Raw genomic sequence first — 18,790 nt, 5'->3', positions numbered from 1 at the left:
GACTACAGCGCCGCGCGTCCTGTCGGACGCGCAAAGACCGCTGTAACGCCTTGGGCTGCTGCATGTTTTTGTCCTTACGGCTACGATTCAAGGAAACATGCAGCGGGAGGGAATGTCGTCGCGGCCGGACGATCTTGCCCTGCCGGAAGCTCACGGGCCATCGCCTCTCGCCTCCTTCAGGAGCGCAACCACTTCCGCGTCCGTCGTCTGCTCGAAATCGTCGTAATAGATGCTGACCGCATGGAACGGGCTGGGGCTCGCAAGACAGACGATCCGGTCGACCTGCCGGCGCAGGCTGGCAACGGCGCTTGGCGGGGCAACCGGAACGGCGAGCATCAGGGCCGCAGCGCCCTCCTGCCGCAGCGCCTGGATCGCCGCCTTGGCGGTCCCGCCGGTGGCGATGCCGTCATCGACGAGGATGACGTTGCGTCCCTTCGGCGAAACGCGCGGCCGATTGCCGACGTAGAGCGCCCGGCGGCGTGTAAGTTCAAGCCGCTGGCGCTCGGTTTCCGCCTTCACATAGGCTTCAGGTGGACGCACGAGGCGCATCGCCTCCTCGTTCAACACGAGTTGCGGCTCTTCGCCGTCGACGAGTGCGCCGAGGCCGAACTCGGAATGCCCGGGCGCACCGACCTTGCGCACGATCAGGAGTTCGAGCGGCGCGCCGAGATAGGCGGCGACCTCGAAGGCCACCGGAACGCCGCCGCGCGGCAGCGCCATCACTACGGGATCGGCAAAGCCTTCGCGCTCGATTGCGCGAGCGAGCTTTCGGCCCGCATCGACCCTGTCCGCAAAAGGTATGCTTTCACCGGACATGGCACCTGCTCCTTTCCGCCCTCCCGCACTGGCCTTCCGCTTCGGCCGTTCCACCTCGGCCCTACATGTCGGCAAGGCACAACCGCCTCGCGGTCAACCAATCGCTAAAATTGCATCAAAATTTGCCGGCTTTCGTTAATGCGCCACAGGTACCAATGACGTCCATATTGGCTGGAACGCAAGCCGCCTCTCTATTTTAGCACGACAGGCCGTTTCGAAATGAGCTTTCTCCCTGCCATATCGTTCTTTGCGCTTTTGATGGTGCTGCCGGTTCTCTTGTCGCTGCGGCGGTCGACAGTCGCCGGGGTGCAGTTCTTTTGCCTGGCCTGTGCACTCTCGGCGCTCGCAATAGCCTCCATGATGGCGGCCGAAATAGCCCGGGCCTTCCTTCCCGCCATGCTCGGCTATGCCGCGCTGATATCCGCGAGCCTCTTCATCCTTCTGGGATTCCGCGGCCTCCTCGCGCTGTCGGCCCCTGCCTCCCTCTTCCCGGCGCTGGCACTCGCAGCTGGCGGGGTCGGCCTGGTTGTCTGGTTGAACGGCTACGGCAGCCTCGGCGCCCGCGTGCTGATTGCCGCAGGTGCTATTTCTACCCTTCTCCTCGTTGCCGGTCTCGCCATGCTCGATCGCTGGCCAAAGGCGCACCCCCTCAGCCACGCGGTCATCGTCGGCTCGACCACGATCGGCTGCGCGGCTCTCGTCTATGCGCTTGGCCCCTGGCATCAAACGGCAGCGGGTGCTTCCGCTTCACATGCAGCGATCGCCTTCGAATTCGGGCTTGCCGCGATGCGGGTGGCTTTTCTGCCGCTCCTGTTTCTCGCCGTGATCCTCACGGTCCAGAGCCGCGTGATCGCCAGTCTCAGGATCACCATCGCCCGCGACGGATTGACCGGTGCCCTGTCGCGGGGGGCGCTGATCGAGGCGGGAGAGCGGATTTTCGCCGATTGCCTGACCCGGCGCCGGCCGCTTGCCTTCCTGCTGCTCGACCTCGATTACTTCAAGCAGATCAATGATCACTATGGCCACGCCTGCGGCGACATCGCGCTCACCCATTTCGCCGAGACGGTATCTGCCTTCCTCGATGGCCGCGGTGCCTTTGGCCGAATCGGCGGCGAGGAGTTCGGCCTGATCCTGCCCGACCACACGGAAGAGCAGGCGACGGCGCTCGCCGAGGCAATCTGCCGGACCGTGCGTGAAACGCCGGTCGGCCGCGTCCACCAGCGCATCCGGCTGACCGTCAGCATCGGCATCGCGGCCGCAGCGCCGGGCGATACGATTACCGACGTGATGATCCGCGCCGATCTGGCGCTTTACGATTCAAAGGCGGATGGCCGCGACCGCTGTACGATCGCCAGGCAGCGCCAGATCGACGCCAGCGCCCGCGCACTCGCGGCAGCGGCGGCGCAGTTGCGCCAGTCCGATATCCCGGAGCGCGAAAGTGCTGCTCCGCGCCGCATGACGCGCCGGCATCGATCCTGACATTCAAGCCCTGCTGCGTGCTTCGGCAGGCAGCTGCGGGCTGCGCCTTCGCCTTGCATTGCCGCGTCCGCACCTACAGCGCCGTGCGTCTTTTCAGACGCACAAAGGTCGCTGTGGCACTTTGAATGGCTGCTTGTTTTTGTCCTTAAATCGGCTCTGATTTATGGAAACATGCAGTATCTCAACGCTGCAATCCATCGGAGAATATTCATGTTCCGCCCCATCCGCACCCTGCTCCTTGCCGCCCTGGCCGCCTGTGCCACAGCGTCCCTCCCCGCGCGCGCCGAAACGGTCGGCGAAGTGGGCGTCGACTGGCTTGGCAACGATATCAAGATCGACGCCGTCCGCGACCCCAAAATCAACGGTGTCACCTGCCACGTCACCTATTTCGACCGCAGCGTGATCGACCGCCTGAAGAAAGGCAACTGGTTCGAGGACCCCTCCAACAATTCGATCGCCTGCCGGCAGACAGGGCCGATCACCATCGGCGACATCAACCTGTCCAGGGATGGAGAAGAGGTTTTCCGCTCCGGCCTGTCGCTGATCTGGAAGGATCTTTTGGTGACCCGCATCTACGACAAGGCCAATGACACGCTGATCTACCTCGCGCATTCGCGACAATTGACGGATGGATCGGCCAAGATGTCGATCACCACCGTTCCGCTCTTTGGCCAGACGGTCACCTGGGAGAATGGGCGCCCGCAATAGCCCGCTCAAAGGCAATAGCGCTCAAAAGAAAAGGCGGGACGTCCGTCCCGCCTTGAGAATTGTTCACGTTATTCCATGTCAGGGTTTCGGCGGGACGATACCGCGGTAATAATCGCCTTCACCCGGGTCATAGCGTTCCTGATAGGTTCCGGTATTCGGATATATGACCCGACCATTGTCGATGCTGCCTGTCGGCATCTCATCAACCGTACCCGGCACACCCCGGTTCTGCGGTATCACGGTGGACCGTACCTGGTTCTGGGTGCCCGGAGGATTGTGCGGGTCGATGCCCTGGTAATAGGAGTCCGCAAAGGCTGGCGCCGCGGCGCCGACTACGGAGGACAGGGCAAATGCAACAAGTGATGTTTTCAGCGAAACTTTCATGACATTGGCTCCTATGTTCATTACGCATCCGGCCTCCAACGGATGCGGGAAGAATAACACCATTTTGAAGCGGTTGTTCCTTGCAAGCGGTGACGTTTTGTCACGAATGACTCATCCAACCGTGATGGAACATTACGCAAGTGTAACTTGACGCGGCACGCGACGGACCGTCTCTGGCCCGTGTGCTCTGCCATGCGCATATTGGAAGCGCGGCGCCCGTGCCGACAAAACAGCCGTCAGCACAGAGGAAACGCCGCCCTTAGGGCGCTGGCCTGCTAGCCAGCGCCGGAAATCTTTATCGATAAGCTGGATTGGTTATCCGCTCAGGGAACCGGTGCCGGGGGCATGATACCCTGATAGTAGTCGCCTTCACCGGGACCGTGGTATTCATTCCTGTAGCGCTCACGCACCTCGCCAGGGGCTCCACTGACGCTGCCTGTCGACCTCGGATCGACGTAAATGCTGCCTGTCGACATCGGATCGACGTAAATGCTGCCTGTCGACATCGGATCGACGTAGATGCTGCCCGTGGGCATTTCATCGACGTAATAGGGGGCCCGCTGCGTCGGTACTAGCATTGTTCCTCTGTTCTGAGTCCCTGGAGGATTATGCGGGTCGATGCCCTGATAGTAGCTGTCGGCAAAGGCTGAACCCGAAACACCCGCAAGGGCACTTGAGAGGACGATTGCAGCGAAAGATGTTTTCATGGAAACTCTCATGGCATTCTCCTGTGTCGCTAGCAGCATCCCCCTCCTAACGGATACTGCGTTTGTCACAATTGGTATAACGCCTTTGGCGGGCACGTGTTCCTGGAAAGCAACTGGCGATTTGCCCGTCCTGCCTTGATGCGCGCGGCGAAAACACGTGGTTCGCCCGAGAGCAATCTGCATCCCTTTACGCGAAAAGGCCCGCCGAAGCGGGCCTTGCGATAACCAGAGCTTGTGTTCGGGCTATGCCGCCTGCGCCAGCTCGTCGGCGATGACGGTATCGAGGTTGAGGAAGCAGACCATCGTCTTTTCGAGCGCCACGATGCCGCGGCAGAAGGCGCGCTGCGCTTCCGCAATGATCTCCGGCGCCGGCTGCAGGTCTTCGCTGCGGATCGTCATCATGTCGGAAACCTGCTCGACCAGCAGGCCGACGAGCTTGCCGTTGATGTCGGTGACGATGATTGCCGAGCGTTCGGACGGTTCGGTCATCTTCATCCCGAGGCGGCAGGCCATGTCGATGACCGGGATCACCGCCCCGCGCAGGTTGATGAGGCCCAGCACATAGGGCGGCGTATGCGGCATCGGCGTCACCGGCGCCCAGCCGCGAATTTCGCGGATCGCCATGATGTCGATGCAGAACTCCTGATCTCCAAGGTGGAAGGAGACGATTTCGAGATAGGCGCCGGACTGCTTGATAGCGTTGCTCATGATCAGAATTCTTCCCAATTGTCGCCGGATGCCGTCACGGACGGTGCAGAGCCCGGCTTGTTGCCGAAAGCGCCCGCCAGTTTGCCCATCAGGGCCTTGGCGGGGGATGGAGCTGGACGGGTCGACGCCTGCGCCCCCGCAGGTTTACGCAGCGGCACCGGCCTTGCGGGAACGGCGGCGCCGGCGCGGACGGAGGTGTTCGCCCTGGGCGGGGTGCCTGTCTTGATCGAGGGCTGCGCCGGAGCAGGCGCTGCCGCGCGGAACGCTGCCTCGCTCACCTGCCCGTGGCGGAATTGGCTGACGAGCCCGCTGAGCTTCTCGGCGTCCTGCGCAAGCGTGTGGCTCGAAGCATTGGTCTGCTCGACCATCGCCGCGTTCTGCTGCGTCATCTGATCGAGCTGGCCGACCGCGGTGCTGATTTCGTTGAGCCCGGTCGATTGCTCGCGCGCCGCCATCACGATGGAACTCATATGTTCGTTGATGCGCGCGACGTCCGCGCCGATACGGCCGAGCGCCTCACCGGTCGCCCGCACCAGCTTTACGCCGGTTTCCACCTCGTTGCCGGACCGTGTGACGAGCGCCTTGATGTCCTTTGCCGCGCCGGCCGCGCGCTGGGCGAGCTCCCGGACTTCCTGGGCAACGACGGCAAAGCCCTTGCCGGCCTCGCCCGCCCGCGCCGCCTCGACGCCGGCGTTAAGCGCCAAAAGATTCGTCTGGAAGGCGATCTCATCGATGACGTTGATGATCTTGCCGATTTCGTTGGAGGCCCCCTCGATGCGAGCCATCGCTGAGATCGCCTGGCCGACGATGCGGCCGGATTCTTCCGCGTTGGTGCGCGTCTCGTCGACCATGCGGCTCGCCTCCTCGGCGCGCTCGGTCGCGGTCTTCACGGTCACCGTGATTTCCTCCAGGGCGGCCGAGGTCTGCTCGAGCGACGCCGCCTGCCGTTCCGTCCGCCGTGCCAGATCATCGGCGGCGCTGCGCATCTGCCTGCCGTTCGATTCGATCGAGACGGCATTCTCCTTCACGTTCGAAAGAACGTGGCTCAGCTGTTCTACCGTGTTGTTGAAATCGCGGCGCAGCGCATCGAGACCGTCGGCGAAAGGCTCGCGGATCGCGACCGCCAGATTGCCCTCGGCAAGCTGGTTGAGTGCCCGTCCGAGCGCATCGACCGCGGCTTTGATGCGAGCGACGGTCTGATCGCGCTCGGCTTCCTGGCGCTGGCGCTCCTCTTCGATTTCCTTGCGACTCGCCGTCGCGTTTTGTTCGAGCGCACGCTTCTCGATCGCCGATGCCCGGAACAGGTCCACCGAGCGCGCCATCTCGCCGATCTCGTCACCGCGCCCGAGCCCTGTTACATTGGAGTTCAGATCACCCGAATGGATCCGCTGCATGCTGTCGCGTAAGCCCAGGATCCCCCGGCGCAACGTGCTGCCGTGAAACCAGATCAGCCCCAGCAAGGTCGCCATCGCCAGCAGGCCGGCAGTTGCCTGCAGAATGAGTGCGTTCGTCGATGCGGCCTGTGTCTCGGCGATGCGTGCGGACGCGAGATCGGCGGCGGCTTCGCTCAACTGCGCGAGCGCAGCGGCCACGCGCTCTCCGCCACCGTCGATCGCATCGTCGATGCGGGCGAATTCCTCCGCTTGCGCCCCCGCCTCCACCAGCGCCTTCAAGTCCACTTCGATCGCCTTGCGCAGTTCCGCGAGATCGGCATCGAAGCTCGAAAACAATTCGGGTTTGCCGAGGAGACGCGCCAGCGCCTCGACATCGGCTTTCTTGGTATCCAGCGCTGCGAGAGAAGCCTGGATCTGGGTCGCGCGCTCAGGCAGAACCTTGCGCTCGTCGCGATCGACAATCGTGTCCATCGCCGCAAGCGTCAGTTCAAGACCGGCAAGCCGCATCTCTTCGACCGTTCGCATGCCTTGCTGCGCGGTGATCGCCTTTTCAAGCGTCTCCTCCGACCGCCGTTCCTCGTACAAGCCGACCGCGAGCACCGAACCGAAGCCGAGAAAGGCAGCGCCCGCAAGCGTCGCAAGTCGCTGGCTGACAGAAAAGGTGCGTCCGACGGATGGAAAGGTATTCATCAACTGGCAGTCCATTGCATTGGACCCGCCGCGGCAGGCGAGGTCGTCCGTTACGATCGATGCGGAAGGCCGGGCTCGATCAACCGGATGACCTCATGTCATGTCGAAGTGGTGCACTTCTCCGCGTTCGCCGACACTCGCAAACAGACATTAAACATTCGCTAAAACACGGCTGCCAAGTTTGCGGATGAACGCCGACGATCTGTCCCGGGGCCCTTTCCTTGTCGCCCTGCAGTGTTATGATTTGTTTCATGCGCACGGACACGAAGAAATCGCTCTCGCCCCTCGTTCTCGCCTTTGTCGCGGGCGCGTTCGCGCTCGTCGCCGTCCTCGCCTTCCAGGGCTGGATTGCACATGGCGCCGACATCTTCCTGTCGCTCGCCCAAGCCGGCCTTTCCTGGTGCTTCTGATACGTGTTCGCACGCGTGCCGCGTGAGGGTCGCCTGCGGCAATTCTCCCTTTGCGCCGGTGGTGGCGAAGCGGTATCACAACGCCACGTTCATTGACGGCCCGCCGCGGCCCACAACAGACCGGTACCAACGATGAAATCCATACGCATTGCCCTTTGGGCGGCCATCCTCGTCATGGTGGCGATCCTCGGCTGGCTCACCTACGACATGACGCAATCGAAGCAGCAGGCATCCTCCGGCCCCTTCGGGGTGCCGTTCACGCTTGTCGCACAGGACGGCAAGCCGATTACCGAAAAGGCGTTCACCGGCAAGGCGACCGCGCTTTTCTTCGGTTTCACCCATTGCCCGGAAGTCTGTCCGACCACGCTATTCGAGATGAACGGCTGGCTCGAAAAGGTCGATCCCGACGGCAGCAAGCTGCAGGCCTATTTCATCACCGTTGATCCGGAGCGTGACACCCCCGAGCTTCTCGGCCAGTACGTCTCCAACGTCTCCAAGCGCGTCACCGGCATTTCCGGCCCGCCGGAAAAGGTCCTCGAAATGGTCAAGGGCTACCGCGTCTACTACAAGAAGGTGCCGGTCGACGAAAAGAACCCGGACGGCGACTACACCATGGACCACACCGCCTCGGTGTTCCTGCTCGACGCGAACGGGCACTTCAGCGGCACGATCGCCTATGGCGAGAACCCGGAGACCGCCGTCCAGAAGCTCGAGAACCTGACCAAGGGCTGAGCTGTCAGTTCATCCGACCTTCTCGGAAGCACCGTGCCTACAGCGCTGCATGTTTTTACCCTTAAGTCGGCGACGACTTAAGGAAACATGCAGTAGCCGGCGCTTTGCGTTTGCGCCCCATTCATGATAGCGGCGGGGCCGACCACAGCCGAAGGACAGACCGTTGAGCGAGATACGACTTTTCGTCACCAGCACCGAGAAACAGGCCGGGGCCGTGCTTGATGTGATGAGCGTGGTTTTCGAGGACGAAGACTACGCCATCGCGACGATGGAGATCGACGAGAAGCGGGACGTCTGGGAAGCCTCAATCTACATGATGGCTGATGAGGAGGATGGCGTCAGGGCGCGGCTTGTCGAAGCGCTTGCCGCCGATTTCTCCCACCTTTCGATCGAACGCGAGGTGCTGCCCGATATCGACTGGATCGCCAAGTCGCTGGAGGGGCTTGCCCCCGTGCGCGCCGGCCGCTTCGTCGTCCACGGCTCGCACGACCGCGACAAGGTCAACACCGGCGAAATCGCCATCGAGATCGACGCCGGCCAGGCCTTCGGCACGGGCCACCACGGCACGACAGCCGGGTGCCTCGAAGTGCTTGCTTCCGTCGCGCATACGCGGGCCGTGCGCAACGTCCTCGACCTCGGCACGGGAAGCGGCGTGCTCGCGATCGCCGCGTGGAAGCTCCTGCACGTGCCGGTGCTTGCTACCGACATCGATCCGATCGCGACCCGCGTTGCCAAGGAGAACGCCCGCCGCAACGGCGTCGTCAACGGCATGACCTTTGCGACCGCCCCCGGTTTCCACTCTACGGCCTTCAGCGCCAACGGCCCCTTCGACCTGATCATCGCCAACATCCTGGCCCGGCCGCTGATGAAGATGGCGCCGCAGCTCGTCGCCAATCTCGCCGCCGGCGGCTCGGTCATTCTTTCGGGCATCCTCGCCGAGCAGCGCTGGAGAGTGCTCGCCGCCTACAACGGCCAGCATCTCAAGCACGCGCGCACCATCTGGCGCAACGGCTGGGTCACGATCCACCTGACGAAATAGCGGCTCGCCGGCCGCGCAAGACAGCCCGTCCACGTGGCGCTATGCAAGCAGCGCGTCCTTCGCCGCTTGCAATACCGTAACCGCCAAAAGCGGGTAGCATTGATTTGAGAAAGTCCAGAAACGAAAAAGGCCACCCGGTCCATCATGACGGGCGGCCCTTTTCGAAACAAAGGCGATGCCAGAGGCATCGCCTGTTGGCCGGCTTTAACACCGACCATGCCCGCGAGCCTGAGGAGGAGGAGCGCTCAAGCGGGCGTCTACCGTTCTGAAATTGGCCACCCTTGAGGGAGGAGGAGAACAGAATGACCAACTATTCTCAGAACCGCAGCTTTTTGAACCACCGGACGTTCGTCCGTGTTCGTTGAGCGGGCTTATAAACCATTATTCCGATAGAGATAGATGCTTTGCAGCATGGGTGCCATGCATGCGGTGCATATGTCCGCAGGATGGGCAAATGCCCTGTCTTCACGCCTCAGGCTCCGGCGGCGGTTCGGCCGCTTCCGTCTGTTCACGGCCGGATATCGCCTCTTTCCTCCGAAGCGGCCTTTCCGCTAACATGGCGATCATCTTAGCCGCGGATCTCCGCCACATTTACCGGAAATATCCATGTTTCAGTCCTTCGAAGTCACCTCCACGCCTCAGTTCGGCAAGGAGCGCACCGCCGCCCTGCGCGACGCTTTCGCGGCCCTCGACATTGACGGCTTCCTCGTGCCGCGCGCCGACGAATTCCAGGGCGAATACGTGCCGGCCTCGTCCGAGCGCCTCTCGTGGCTGACGGGCTTCACCGGTTCTGCAGGCGTCGCGCTCATCACGCGGCGTGAAGCGATCGTCTTCGTCGATGGACGCTACGTGACCCAGCTCAAGGAACAGGTGGACGGCAGTGTCTTCACGGGTGGCGACCTTATCGGCGAACCGCCGCATGTCTGGCTGGAGGGTCATGCCCCGAAAGGCTTCCGCCTCGGCGTCGACCCCTGGCTCCACACCGGCGCCGAGGTCCTCAAGCTGCAGAAGGCGCTCGCCGAGACCGGCGGCACGCTCGTTTTCCTCGACCATAACCCGCTTGACCGGATCTGGACTGCAAGGCCCGCCGCTCCGCTTGGCCGGGTGACGGTCCAGCCGATCGAGCACGCCGGCCAACTGGCAAAGGACAAGATCGCCGCGATCGCCGCCGGCCTCGAAAAGACGAAGGCCGCCGCCGTCGTGCTCACTGACCCCTCCTCCGTCGCCTGGACCTTCAACATTCGAGGCAGCGACGTGCCGCACACACCGCATCCGCTCGCCCGCGCCATCATCCATGCGGGCGGCCGCGCCGAAATCTTTCTCGACAAGCGCAAGACCGGCATCGAGCAGGAAGCCTATCTCACCCAGCTTGCCGATATCGTCGCACCCGCAGGTTTCGAAGACCGGCTCGCGGCACTGGCGGCGACCGGCGCGGCGATCATGATCGACCCGGACCTTGCTCCTTTCGCTATCGGCGAACTGATCCGCCAGAAGGGCGGTTCGGTCGTAGGCGCGGTCGATCCGGCCCGCCTCCCCCGCGCCCGCAAGAATGCCGCCGAGATCCAAGGCTCAGTCCGCGCCCATCTGCAGGACGGCGCCGCGATGGTCGAATTCCTCGCCTGGCTCGACCAGACGGAACCGGGCAGCGTAACCGAGATCGCCGCGACGGAACGGCTGGAGACCACGCGCGCGACCGTCGGCGAACGCATGCAGAACCCGCTGAAGGACATCTCCTTCGATACGATCGCAGGCGCCGGCTCGCACGCCGCGATCATGCACTACCGCGTGACGACCGATACGGACCGGGCGATCGAGGCAGGGACCATGTTCCTGATCGATTCCGGCGCGCAATACGTCAATGGCACGACCGACATTACCCGAACTGTTGCGATCGGCGCCGTTCCGGAGGAGCAGAAGCGCTTCTTCACGCTGGTGCTGAAAGGCATGATCGCGATCAGCATGGCGCGCTTCCCCAAGGGCTCGCGCGGCGTCGACCTCGATCCGCTCGCCCGCATAGCGCTCTGGAAGGCAGGCGCCGACTACGCCCACGGCACCGGCCATGGCGTCGGCTCCTATCTTTCGGTGCATGAGGGCCCGCAGCGCATTGCGCGGCTTTCGACCCAGGAGCTGCTGTCGGGCATGATCCTTTCCAACGAGCCCGGTTACTATCGCCCGGGCGCCTTCGGCATCCGCATCGAAAATCTCGTCGTCGTCCGCGAGGCCTCGGAGATCGAGGGCGGCGACCTGCCGATGCTCGGATTCGACACGCTGACCTACTGCCCGATCGACCGGCGCCTCGTTCTCCCCGCGCTCCTGACGGACGACGAACTTGCCTGGCTGAACGCCTACCACGCGGAAACGCGCGAGAAACTCATGCCGTTGCTCGCCAGCGACGAGACGCGCGACTGGCTGAGGGCCGCCACGGAGGCGATCGCGCGTTAGAGCAATTTCAGGAGAAGTGTGTCCGTCCGGATTTGCGTAGGTTCAAGGATTTGGATCATTTCATTGTTTCAATGAGACAATGAAGTGATCTGGCACTCCAGTATGCAGAACAGGCGAAGGGCCTTTCCGCGCCGGGTGGGCCGCGGAAGCCGGAATCGTTCGATTATGGCTGGTTGCAGGAGGCCCGGCATAGGTTGGGGGCTGGGGCAGCCGGGCCTCCGTTGGGAGGTTTATGGTCTCTACCAACAACAACTTTATATTTCCCGCGACGCTCGCGCGTAACCCGAAAATTTTACTGGATTTGACAATCATCAATCGCTTGGGCCTGAAACGTGATGCCGTCCGTCCGCATGGCGTGCCCCTGGGCCGAGCCGACGGCTTCGCCACCCGCAGTCCACACAGGGCGCGGACGTCAAGATTCCGGCCACGGCGCCGAACCTGCGGCCTGACCGATCGGTCGCGGATTTCGCGGAGACTGAAAGCCGGGCGTTAGCCCGGCTCCTAAATTCAGATTCCCAACATTTTCTTTGCCTCGCCGAGCGCGGCCTCCGAACCGGCGTGATCGCCAGCCTGGTGCAGGTCTTCGCCCTGCTTGCGCAGTTCCTTGACCTTGGCCATGTCGGCCTCGGAAAGGGAGGCTGACGGCAGGGCCGCGTCGATTGCGGCCATCTGCGAGGGGCACGAATTGGCGAAGGCGGTCACGGGCGCGAGCGCCAGCAAAAGGGCAATCGATATCCTGATCATCATGAGTCGCCCTTCACGGCCGGAGGGCCGATGCCCTCTCCGGCAATGAAAGGATGATAGTCCAGTAGCGCTCCAACGCCAATGCCGGCCGGAAGCTCTCGTTTCCTGCAGGTCTACAGAACCAGGTGCCGGATAGCCATTACCGCGACCCAGCCGACAAGCAGCATGCGAAGTGTCGAGAAGCGCAGCCCGATTGCAAAGGCAACGAGCATGGACGCCGCGACGTCGAAGCCGCCATAGACGAAGGCTGGCGCAACCAACGTCGTCAGAACCGCCGCCGGGACGGCATTCAGCGCCGCCTCGAGCCGCGGCGGAATGCGCTTCAATTGGGTGATCAGCACATAGCCGCCGAACCGGGTTGCGAAAGTGGCGAGCGCCGCGGCGATGATCAGGTAGATCAGGTTGAGGTGCTGGGCATCCATGGCTCAGGCCTCCTTTTCAACGGCCGCCGGCCCCTGCCGCAGGCGAGGCTCCTGCGGCAGGAAAGCCGCGAGCAGGATGCCGGCAAGCGCGCCGATGCTGACATGCCAGGGCGAGCCGACGAAATGCATTGCGGCAACGGAGGCGACGGCGCTCGTCGCAACCACGGGCAGGAAGCGATCGCGCGTGCGGAAGCCGAGCACAAGGCCCAGGAAATAGATCGGCAACAACACATCGAGGCCGATCGCCTTCGGGTCGCCGATCAACTGCCCGAAAAGCGCGCCGACAAGCGTGTTGAGCACCCAGGGAAAATAGATGACGAGGCCGAAGCCGAGATACCAGGAGAAGGTCACCGGCAGGCCCCGCTCGCCACGCTGTTCCGTCTCGGCATATTGCGGATCGACCAGCAGGAAGAAGGCCAACAGTTTCTGCACGAGCGTGAAGTGGCGGATATGCTTTGCGATCGAGGCCGAATAGAGCACGTGGCGGAAGTTGACCGCAAAAACCGAAAGCACGACCAGCCACGGCTGGACATTGTTGCCGAAGAGTTCGATGCCGACCATCTGGCTGGCGCCGGCATAGACGGTCGCGCTCATGAACACCGCATCGGCGACCGAAAAGCCGTTGTCGACCGCAAGCGCCCCGAAGAGCGCGCCGAAGGGTGACGCGGAAAGCATGACGGGAAAGCCACCGCGCAGGCCCGCCCGGAAATCGTCTCTGTTCATGATCATCCTCCGCCGAAACCGGAGGCACGTCCGCGACCCGGCATGGGGGGACAGATAGGCGCTGGCGCAGGGCGCGACAATTCAATTGCGCTGATGCAGTGATTGAATTTTCTGATGTTTGGCCGGGCCGCTGCCCGGCGCGGTCCGGCAGCGGGAGCTGCGGCCCTTGGGGGAGCGTCCGGCGACATACCGTTTTGCCCGCATTTCTGCCCCTCATCCCGCTGCCGCGACCTTCTCCCCGCCTTGACGGGGAGAAGGGAGAAGCCGCGGCGCCTCAGTCCCCTCCCCCATGCGGGGAGAGGGTTAGGGTGAGGGGCAAAGATCGCCTGTAGCGATCAGCGCTTGACCTGGAACGTATGCTCGATGCCCGGGAAAGTCCGCGCCTTCACCTCGTTGGCATAATCCTCGACGGCCTTCGAGATCGCCGGCGCGAGTTCGGCGAAATGCTTGACGAAACGCGGCTTGAAGTCGTTGAAGAGGCCGAGCATGTCGTCCGACACCAGGATCTGGCCGTCGCAGGCGGGCGATGCGCCGATGCCGATCGTAGGTGCCCGCAGGGTCGCGGTGATCTCTCGGGCGACGGGTTCCACCGTACCCTCGACGACGATCGCAAAGGCGCCGGCGTCGTCGATCGCCGTGGCGTCGCGACGGATCTTGGCCACTTCCTTCTCGTTGCGGCCGACCGAACGGTAGCCGCCCGTGGTGTTGACGAGCTGCGGCATGAGGCCGACATGCCCGAGCACCGGAATGCCGCGGCTGACGAGGAAATCGACCGTCTCGGCCATTTCCGCCCCGCCCTCCAGCTTGACGGCGCTGCAGCCGGTTTCCTTCAGGATACGGGCGGCACTACGGAAGGCCTGCTCCTTCGATTCCTGATAGGAGCCGAAGGGAAGATCGATGACGACGCAGGAGCGCTCGGACCCGCGCATCACCGCCTGGCCATGCGCGATCATCATGTCGAGCGTGACGCCGACGGTCGTGTCGAGGCCGTAAAGCACCATGCCGAGAGAATCGCCGACGAGCAGGAAATCGACATGCGGGTCCAACAGGCGCGCGATCGGCGTCGTATAGGCGGTGAGGCTGACGATCGGGCGTTCGCCCTTCAGCGCTTCGATACTGGCGGGGCTCAGCCGCCGCTTCGTGGTTTGTACGCTCATTCTCAGGCAACCTTTGCAAAACGGGCGGATTTCGGAGCGATAACACGGTTATCGAGCAGCTTCGTGGTACCGAAGCGGACAAAAAGCAGGAGAAGAACCGGCTTCTCGCCGATTTCCTGGATCGGTTCCAGCGTTTCCGGATTGCGCAGCGCGACGACCTCGGGCCGGGCCAGCGGTTCGGTGGACAGGAAGTCGATGACGCCCTTCTCGACCGCGGCAGCGTCGATCATTCCGCCGGAAATCAGCCGCTCGGCCTCGTCCAGCGCCTTCGGAACGATTGCGGCAGCGCGGCGCTCGTCCGCGGTCAGATAGACGTTGCGCGACGAACAGGCGAGGCCGTCGGCTTCGCGCACCGTCGGGACTCCGATCACCGAGACGGGCTGCGCCAGATCCTCGACCATGCGGCGGATGATCTGGAGCTGCTGGAAATCCTTCTCGCCGAAATAGGCGCGATCCGGCTGCACGATGTTGAAGAGCTTGGTGACGACGGTCGCGACACCGGCGAAATGGCCGGGTCGGACCGAACCCTCGAGTTCCGAGCCGAGCTTCGGCAAGTCGACAACCGTTTCCATCGGACGCGGATACATGTCGGAAACGCCCGGCGCGAACAGAAAATCGACGCCGCCGTCGGCGAGCATCGCCTCGTCGCGAGCAAGGTCGCGCGGATATTTGGCGAGATCCTCGTTCGGCCCGAACTGCAGCGGATTGACGAAGATACTGGCGACGACCACGTCGTTCTCACTGCGCGCGCGGCGCACGAGTTCCATGTGACCGACGTGAAGATACCCCATCGTGGGGACAAGACCGATGGTCTTCCCCGCCCGCCTGTGCTCGGCAAGGGCTGCCCGCAACTCGGTGATGGTGGTTATGGTTCTCATCTCCGGATCCTCCAATCCGCCGGGGCACTGAGTGGCGCGCCCCGTTTCGCCGATATGGCTACTGCACGACTCCTTAAATCGGAACCGACTTAAGGAATCACCCAGCAATTCAAAGTGCTACAGCGAACCTTGCGCGTCCGGCAGGACGCGCGGCGCCGTCGTAGCCAGCCCCGCGAAAAGGCAATTGCACAAATTTTGGCTGCAAAAGCTCTATCTTGTGCAGCGCAAAAAGACAAATGGAAATGGTGTGGGGAAGGATCAGCCGAGGCCAAAAAGGCAGGCCGGATCGTCCGACCTGCCTGATCTTGGAACATTTCATTTGTCGAAGTGATCCAATGCTTTGGAACAAAGCCATTCCGGACGGAAACCGTTGCACAGGTGGAATTGCTCTAGTCGAACTTCACCAGATTGAGCGCCGGCAGCGGGCCGCCGGGGAACTGCGCGAGCTTTCCTCCAATGGAGAGCGGGCCGAGATCGATGCCGAAGAAGCCGAGGCGGTCGATCAGGTGCGCAACCTCCGCCTTGGCGGCGACGTCATCGCCCGAAAAGAACAGGACGCGGCGCCCGCCTTCCGCATTCGGATTGCCCGAGACGAGATGCGGCTGCAGATGATTGAACGCCTTGACCACGCGGGCCCCGGGGACGAGATCGGCAAAGATCTCGCTCGAAAGCCGTCCGTTGAGCTCGGCGGGCTTGAAGAGCGGCGCCTCGATCGGATTGTTCGCGTCGATGACGATGCGGCCGTCCCAGTCCGGCAGGCCGGCAAGCGCCTTTGGAAGTTTCGACCAGTTGACGGCGACAAGGACGATATCGGCGCTTGCGGCCTCCTCGCGCGTGCCAGCGGTGATGTAAGGGGCGAGTTCGCCGGCAAGCTCTTTCAGGCTCTCCGGCCCGCGGCTATTGGAAATGACGGTCGGTACGCCGGCTCTCGCGAGCGCCCGGGCAAAGGCCGATCCGATATTGCCGGATCCGATGATGCCGATGGACATGGCACGTTCCTTTCGATGTTCCCGTTTGTTGCGACGTCAGGCCGTAAAGCCGCCGTCAGCGACGATGTCGGCTCCAGTAACGAAGGCTGCTTCGGGGCTCGACAGATAGGCAACGACGCTTGCGATCTCCTCCGGCTTGCCGTAGCGGCCTATCGCCATGCCGGGACCGACGATCTTCGAGACCGGGCCGCCATCCGGATTCATGTCGGTGTCGGTGGGGCCGGGATGCACCGTGTTGACGGTTATGCCTCGCGGCCCGAGATCGCGCACCAGGCTGCGGTTGAAGCCGGCAACGGCACCCTTGGTCAGCGTGTAGAGCGAGGCGGTCGGAAAGGCCGCGTAGCGTACCATCGAGCTGCCGATGTGGATGACGCGCCCGCCGCTCTTCATATGGCGCACGGCCTCCTGCGTGGCGACGAAGACGCCGGTGACGTTGACCGCAATCATGCGATTGTAATCCGCCTCGGTGATCTCGTCGATCGGACCGCCGAGCGCGATGCCGGCATTGTTGACGAGTATGTCGATGCCGCCGAACATCCTGACCGCCTCAGTGACGGCCGCGCGTACCGCGGTAGCGTCACCGGCATCGGCCCGGATGGCGGCGGCGCGGCCGCCCTCGACCTTGATCGCGTCAACCACCGCAGCGGCCCGTTCGGGCGATCCGTGATAGGTGATGGCGACGGCGGCACCATCGTTCGCAAGGCGTTTGGCGATGGCAGCGCCGATCGAGCGGGAGCCGCCGGTGACGAAAGCGACCCTTCCTTGAAGGTTCTGGCTGGACATTGTCTTCACTCCATTGAGGTTTCGATGGAGTGGATATTGCCATCTCATTCAGCTAGAATAAGTCGGTAATCACTTTCAGCATTTTCAACGATTACTTGAAAGCCCATGGAAACGCTTGCCAACCTCGAATCCTTCGTCCGCAGCGCCGAGCATCGCGGCTTCTCCGGTGCCGCCCGGCGTCTCGGCCTGACGCCCGCCGCAGTAAGCCGCAATGTCGCGATGCTCGAAAGAAACCTCGGCATCCGCCTCTTCCATCGTTCGACCCGCAAGCTGACGCTGACAGAGGACGGCGAGCGCTTCCTGGCCGCGATCCGCGACAATCTCGAAGGACTGCAGAGCGCGATCGCCGAAGCAGGCGGCGAACGGGGGGGACCCGCGGGCGTGCTCAAGGTCAGCCTCAGCCCGACCTTCGGGATCGACCACATTCTGCCGCTGCTGCCGGACTTCCTGAAGCAGTACCCGGCGATCCGGATCGACTGGCAGTTCGACAACCGGCAGGTCGATCTCGTCGCGGAAGGTTTCGACGCGGCAATAGGCGGCGGTTTCGAGCTGTCGCCCGGTATCGTCTCGCGGGTGCTGGCTCCCGCCCATATCATCGCGGTCGCCTCTCCTGCCTATCTCGTCGGGCGAAGCCCGCTGCTCGATCCCGCCGGTCTCGCCGATCTCGACGGCATCGTCATGCGTTCGGCGCGCACTGGCCGCATCCGGCAATGGATAATGCGCAACGCCGCGGGGGAGGAAATGGCCGCCGCGCCGAAGGAGACGATCGTCGTCAACGATCCGGCCGCCATGTGCCGCGCCGCACTCCTCGGCCTCGGCGTGACCTTGGTTGCCGTGCCGGACGTACTGCCCCATCTCGAATCCGGCGAACTCGTCCGCGTCCTGCCCAAATGGTATGCCGATGCCGGCCCGATATCGGTCTACTACGGCAGCCGCACGCTTCTACCCGCCAAGACGCGCATCTTCATCGATTTCGTCGCCGACCATTTCAAACGGCACAGGTTTGCGGAACGTTTTGCCGGCAGCCTTGGCTGATCATGCTTGAAAGTTGTCGCCGCGGCGCCAGCTAAATTTCGCCACCCCTGTCGGCTGACGAGGCCCCGCTTCGTCCTTGCCGCGTAGAAGCAAAGATCTCTTTCACGAGGAACATTCCATGCGCATGATTTTCGTTAACCTGCCAGTCAAAAACCTTGAGGCCTCGCGGGCATTCTTCTCCGCCCTCGGCTTCACCTTCAACGAACAGTTCTCGGACGATACTGCCGCCTGCATGGTCATCGACGACAATATCTTCGCCATGCTTCTGACGGAGGCGAAATTCCGTGATTTCATCACCGGGGAGATCAGCGACGCGTCCAAGGGCACGGAAGTCATCACCGCCCTTTCCGCCGCGAGTCGCGCCGAGTGTGACGACATGCTCGCCAAGGCGCTCGCCGCCGGCGCCAAGCCGTGGAAGCCGGCGATCGACTACGGCTCGATGTACGGCATCAGCTTCCAGGATCTGGATGGCCACGTCTGGGAGTTCATGTGGATGGATATGTCGGCAGAGCAGGCGGCGTGACCAGCTGAGCCGGAGGACGTACCGCTC

Annotated in this window: 20 protein-coding genes; 8 read left to right on the top strand and 12 right to left on the bottom strand. The window is 63.1% G+C overall.

Annotated elements, in window-relative coordinates:
• Nucleotides 1-150 precede the first annotated feature (150 nt).
• On the bottom strand, nt 151-816 hold the full coding sequence (locus ILFOPFJJ_RS06885) for a phosphoribosyltransferase (protein WP_173509781.1): 666 nt from the start codon (nt 814-816) through the stop codon (nt 151-153).
• A gap of 219 nt (nt 817-1,035) precedes the next feature.
• On the opposite strand from ILFOPFJJ_RS06885, the gene ILFOPFJJ_RS06880 reads away from it, so the two are divergent.
• Both ILFOPFJJ_RS06880 and ILFOPFJJ_RS06875 read left to right on the top strand, forming a co-directional pair.
• The gene (locus ILFOPFJJ_RS06880; protein WP_173509780.1) at nt 1,036-2,295 is read left to right on the top strand and encodes a GGDEF domain-containing protein; all 1,260 of its coding nucleotides are present in this window, start codon (nt 1,036-1,038) and stop codon (nt 2,293-2,295) included.
• 210 nt (nt 2,296-2,505) lie between these two features.
• Nucleotides 2,506-3,003, top strand: a complete 498-nt coding sequence (locus tag ILFOPFJJ_RS06875) for a CreA family protein (RefSeq protein WP_173509779.1) — start codon at nt 2,506-2,508, stop codon at nt 3,001-3,003.
• Nucleotides 3,004-3,081: 78 nt separating this feature from the next.
• Here the strand turns inward: ILFOPFJJ_RS06875 and ILFOPFJJ_RS06870 are convergent, their stop codons facing one another.
• From ILFOPFJJ_RS06870 to ILFOPFJJ_RS06855, 4 genes are all read right to left on the bottom strand, one after another.
• Nucleotides 3,082-3,387 (bottom strand): hypothetical protein, encoded by a 306-nt coding sequence (locus tag ILFOPFJJ_RS06870; RefSeq protein ID WP_173509778.1) that lies wholly within the window; start codon nt 3,385-3,387, stop codon nt 3,082-3,084.
• A gap of 323 nt (nt 3,388-3,710) precedes the next feature.
• Complete coding sequence (locus ILFOPFJJ_RS06865) at nt 3,711-4,106, bottom strand: hypothetical protein (protein ID WP_173509777.1); 396 nt, start codon at nt 4,104-4,106, stop codon at nt 3,711-3,713.
• A 231-nt stretch (nt 4,107-4,337) separates the two neighbouring features.
• Nucleotides 4,338-4,802 carry a chemotaxis protein CheW gene (locus tag ILFOPFJJ_RS06860; protein ID WP_173509776.1) on the bottom strand — a complete coding sequence of 155 codons (465 nt, stop codon included), beginning with the start codon at nt 4,800-4,802 and terminating at the stop codon, nt 4,338-4,340.
• 2 nt (nt 4,803-4,804) lie between these two features.
• On the bottom strand, nt 4,805-6,886 hold the full coding sequence (locus tag ILFOPFJJ_RS06855; protein WP_246299481.1) for a methyl-accepting chemotaxis protein: 2,082 nt from the start codon (nt 6,884-6,886) through the stop codon (nt 4,805-4,807).
• 251 nt (nt 6,887-7,137) lie between these two features.
• Between ILFOPFJJ_RS06855 and ILFOPFJJ_RS06850 the strand changes: the two genes are divergently transcribed.
• The 4 genes from ILFOPFJJ_RS06850 (at nt 7,138) to ILFOPFJJ_RS06835 (ending at nt 11,509) form a co-directional block, all read left to right on the top strand.
• Nucleotides 7,138-7,296, top strand: coding sequence for a hypothetical protein (locus ILFOPFJJ_RS06850; protein WP_173509774.1), 159 nt, complete (start codon nt 7,138-7,140; stop codon nt 7,294-7,296).
• A gap of 132 nt (nt 7,297-7,428) precedes the next feature.
• Nucleotides 7,429-8,028 (top strand): SCO family protein, encoded by a 600-nt coding sequence (locus ILFOPFJJ_RS06845; protein ID WP_173509773.1) that lies wholly within the window; start codon nt 7,429-7,431, stop codon nt 8,026-8,028.
• 163 nt (nt 8,029-8,191) lie between these two features.
• Nucleotides 8,192-9,067, top strand: a complete 876-nt coding sequence (locus ILFOPFJJ_RS06840; RefSeq protein WP_173509772.1) for a 50S ribosomal protein L11 methyltransferase — start codon at nt 8,192-8,194, stop codon at nt 9,065-9,067.
• Between the two features lie 606 nt (nt 9,068-9,673).
• A complete protein-coding gene (locus ILFOPFJJ_RS06835; RefSeq protein WP_173509771.1) occupies nt 9,674-11,509 on the top strand; it encodes an aminopeptidase P family protein in 1,836 nt (611 codons plus the stop codon).
• A 507-nt stretch (nt 11,510-12,016) separates the two neighbouring features.
• Here ILFOPFJJ_RS06835 and ILFOPFJJ_RS06830 read toward each other — a convergent pair.
• The 7 genes from ILFOPFJJ_RS06830 to ILFOPFJJ_RS06800 form a co-directional block, all read right to left on the bottom strand.
• A complete protein-coding gene (locus ILFOPFJJ_RS06830) occupies nt 12,017-12,256 on the bottom strand; it encodes a PA2433 domain-containing protein (protein WP_173509770.1) in 240 nt (79 codons plus the stop codon).
• 110 nt (nt 12,257-12,366) lie between these two features.
• Nucleotides 12,367-12,675: a branched-chain amino acid transport AzlD family protein gene (locus ILFOPFJJ_RS06825; RefSeq protein WP_173509769.1), complete on the bottom strand. Its 309-nt coding sequence runs from the start codon at nt 12,673-12,675 to the stop codon at nt 12,367-12,369.
• Nucleotides 12,676-12,678: 3 nt separating this feature from the next.
• Nucleotides 12,679-13,398 carry an AzlC family ABC transporter permease gene (locus ILFOPFJJ_RS06820; RefSeq protein ID WP_173509768.1) on the bottom strand — a complete coding sequence of 240 codons (720 nt, stop codon included), beginning with the start codon at nt 13,396-13,398 and terminating at the stop codon, nt 12,679-12,681.
• 335 nt (nt 13,399-13,733) lie between these two features.
• Entirely contained in the window at nt 13,734-14,555 is an 822-nt protein-coding gene (gene panB / locus ILFOPFJJ_RS06815; RefSeq protein WP_173509767.1) for a 3-methyl-2-oxobutanoate hydroxymethyltransferase, read from the bottom strand.
• A 2-nt stretch (nt 14,556-14,557) separates the two neighbouring features.
• Nucleotides 14,558-15,433: a pantoate--beta-alanine ligase gene (gene panC, locus ILFOPFJJ_RS06810; RefSeq protein ID WP_173509766.1), complete on the bottom strand. Its 876-nt coding sequence runs from the start codon at nt 15,431-15,433 to the stop codon at nt 14,558-14,560.
• A gap of 389 nt (nt 15,434-15,822) precedes the next feature.
• The gene (locus tag ILFOPFJJ_RS06805; RefSeq protein ID WP_173509765.1) at nt 15,823-16,422 is read right to left on the bottom strand and encodes an NADPH-dependent F420 reductase; all 600 of its coding nucleotides are present in this window, start codon (nt 16,420-16,422) and stop codon (nt 15,823-15,825) included.
• A 36-nt stretch (nt 16,423-16,458) separates the two neighbouring features.
• Nucleotides 16,459-17,205: a 3-oxoacyl-ACP reductase family protein gene (locus ILFOPFJJ_RS06800; protein WP_173509764.1), complete on the bottom strand. Its 747-nt coding sequence runs from the start codon at nt 17,203-17,205 to the stop codon at nt 16,459-16,461.
• 105 nt (nt 17,206-17,310) lie between these two features.
• On the opposite strand from ILFOPFJJ_RS06800, the gene ILFOPFJJ_RS06795 reads away from it, so the two are divergent.
• Nucleotides 17,311-18,240, top strand: coding sequence for a LysR family transcriptional regulator (locus ILFOPFJJ_RS06795; RefSeq protein WP_173509763.1), 930 nt, complete (start codon nt 17,311-17,313; stop codon nt 18,238-18,240).
• A 118-nt stretch (nt 18,241-18,358) separates the two neighbouring features.
• A complete protein-coding gene (locus ILFOPFJJ_RS06790; RefSeq protein ID WP_173509762.1) occupies nt 18,359-18,763 on the top strand; it encodes a VOC family protein in 405 nt (134 codons plus the stop codon).
• The last annotated feature ends 27 nt before the right edge of the window (nt 18,764-18,790 follow it).

The organism is Sinorhizobium psoraleae, from assembly GCF_013283645.1.
Classification (GTDB): domain Bacteria; phylum Pseudomonadota; class Alphaproteobacteria; order Rhizobiales; family Rhizobiaceae; genus Sinorhizobium; species Sinorhizobium psoraleae.
The sequence above is the reverse complement of the archived record's forward strand: the minus strand, read 5'-3'. Positions and strand labels throughout refer to the sequence as shown.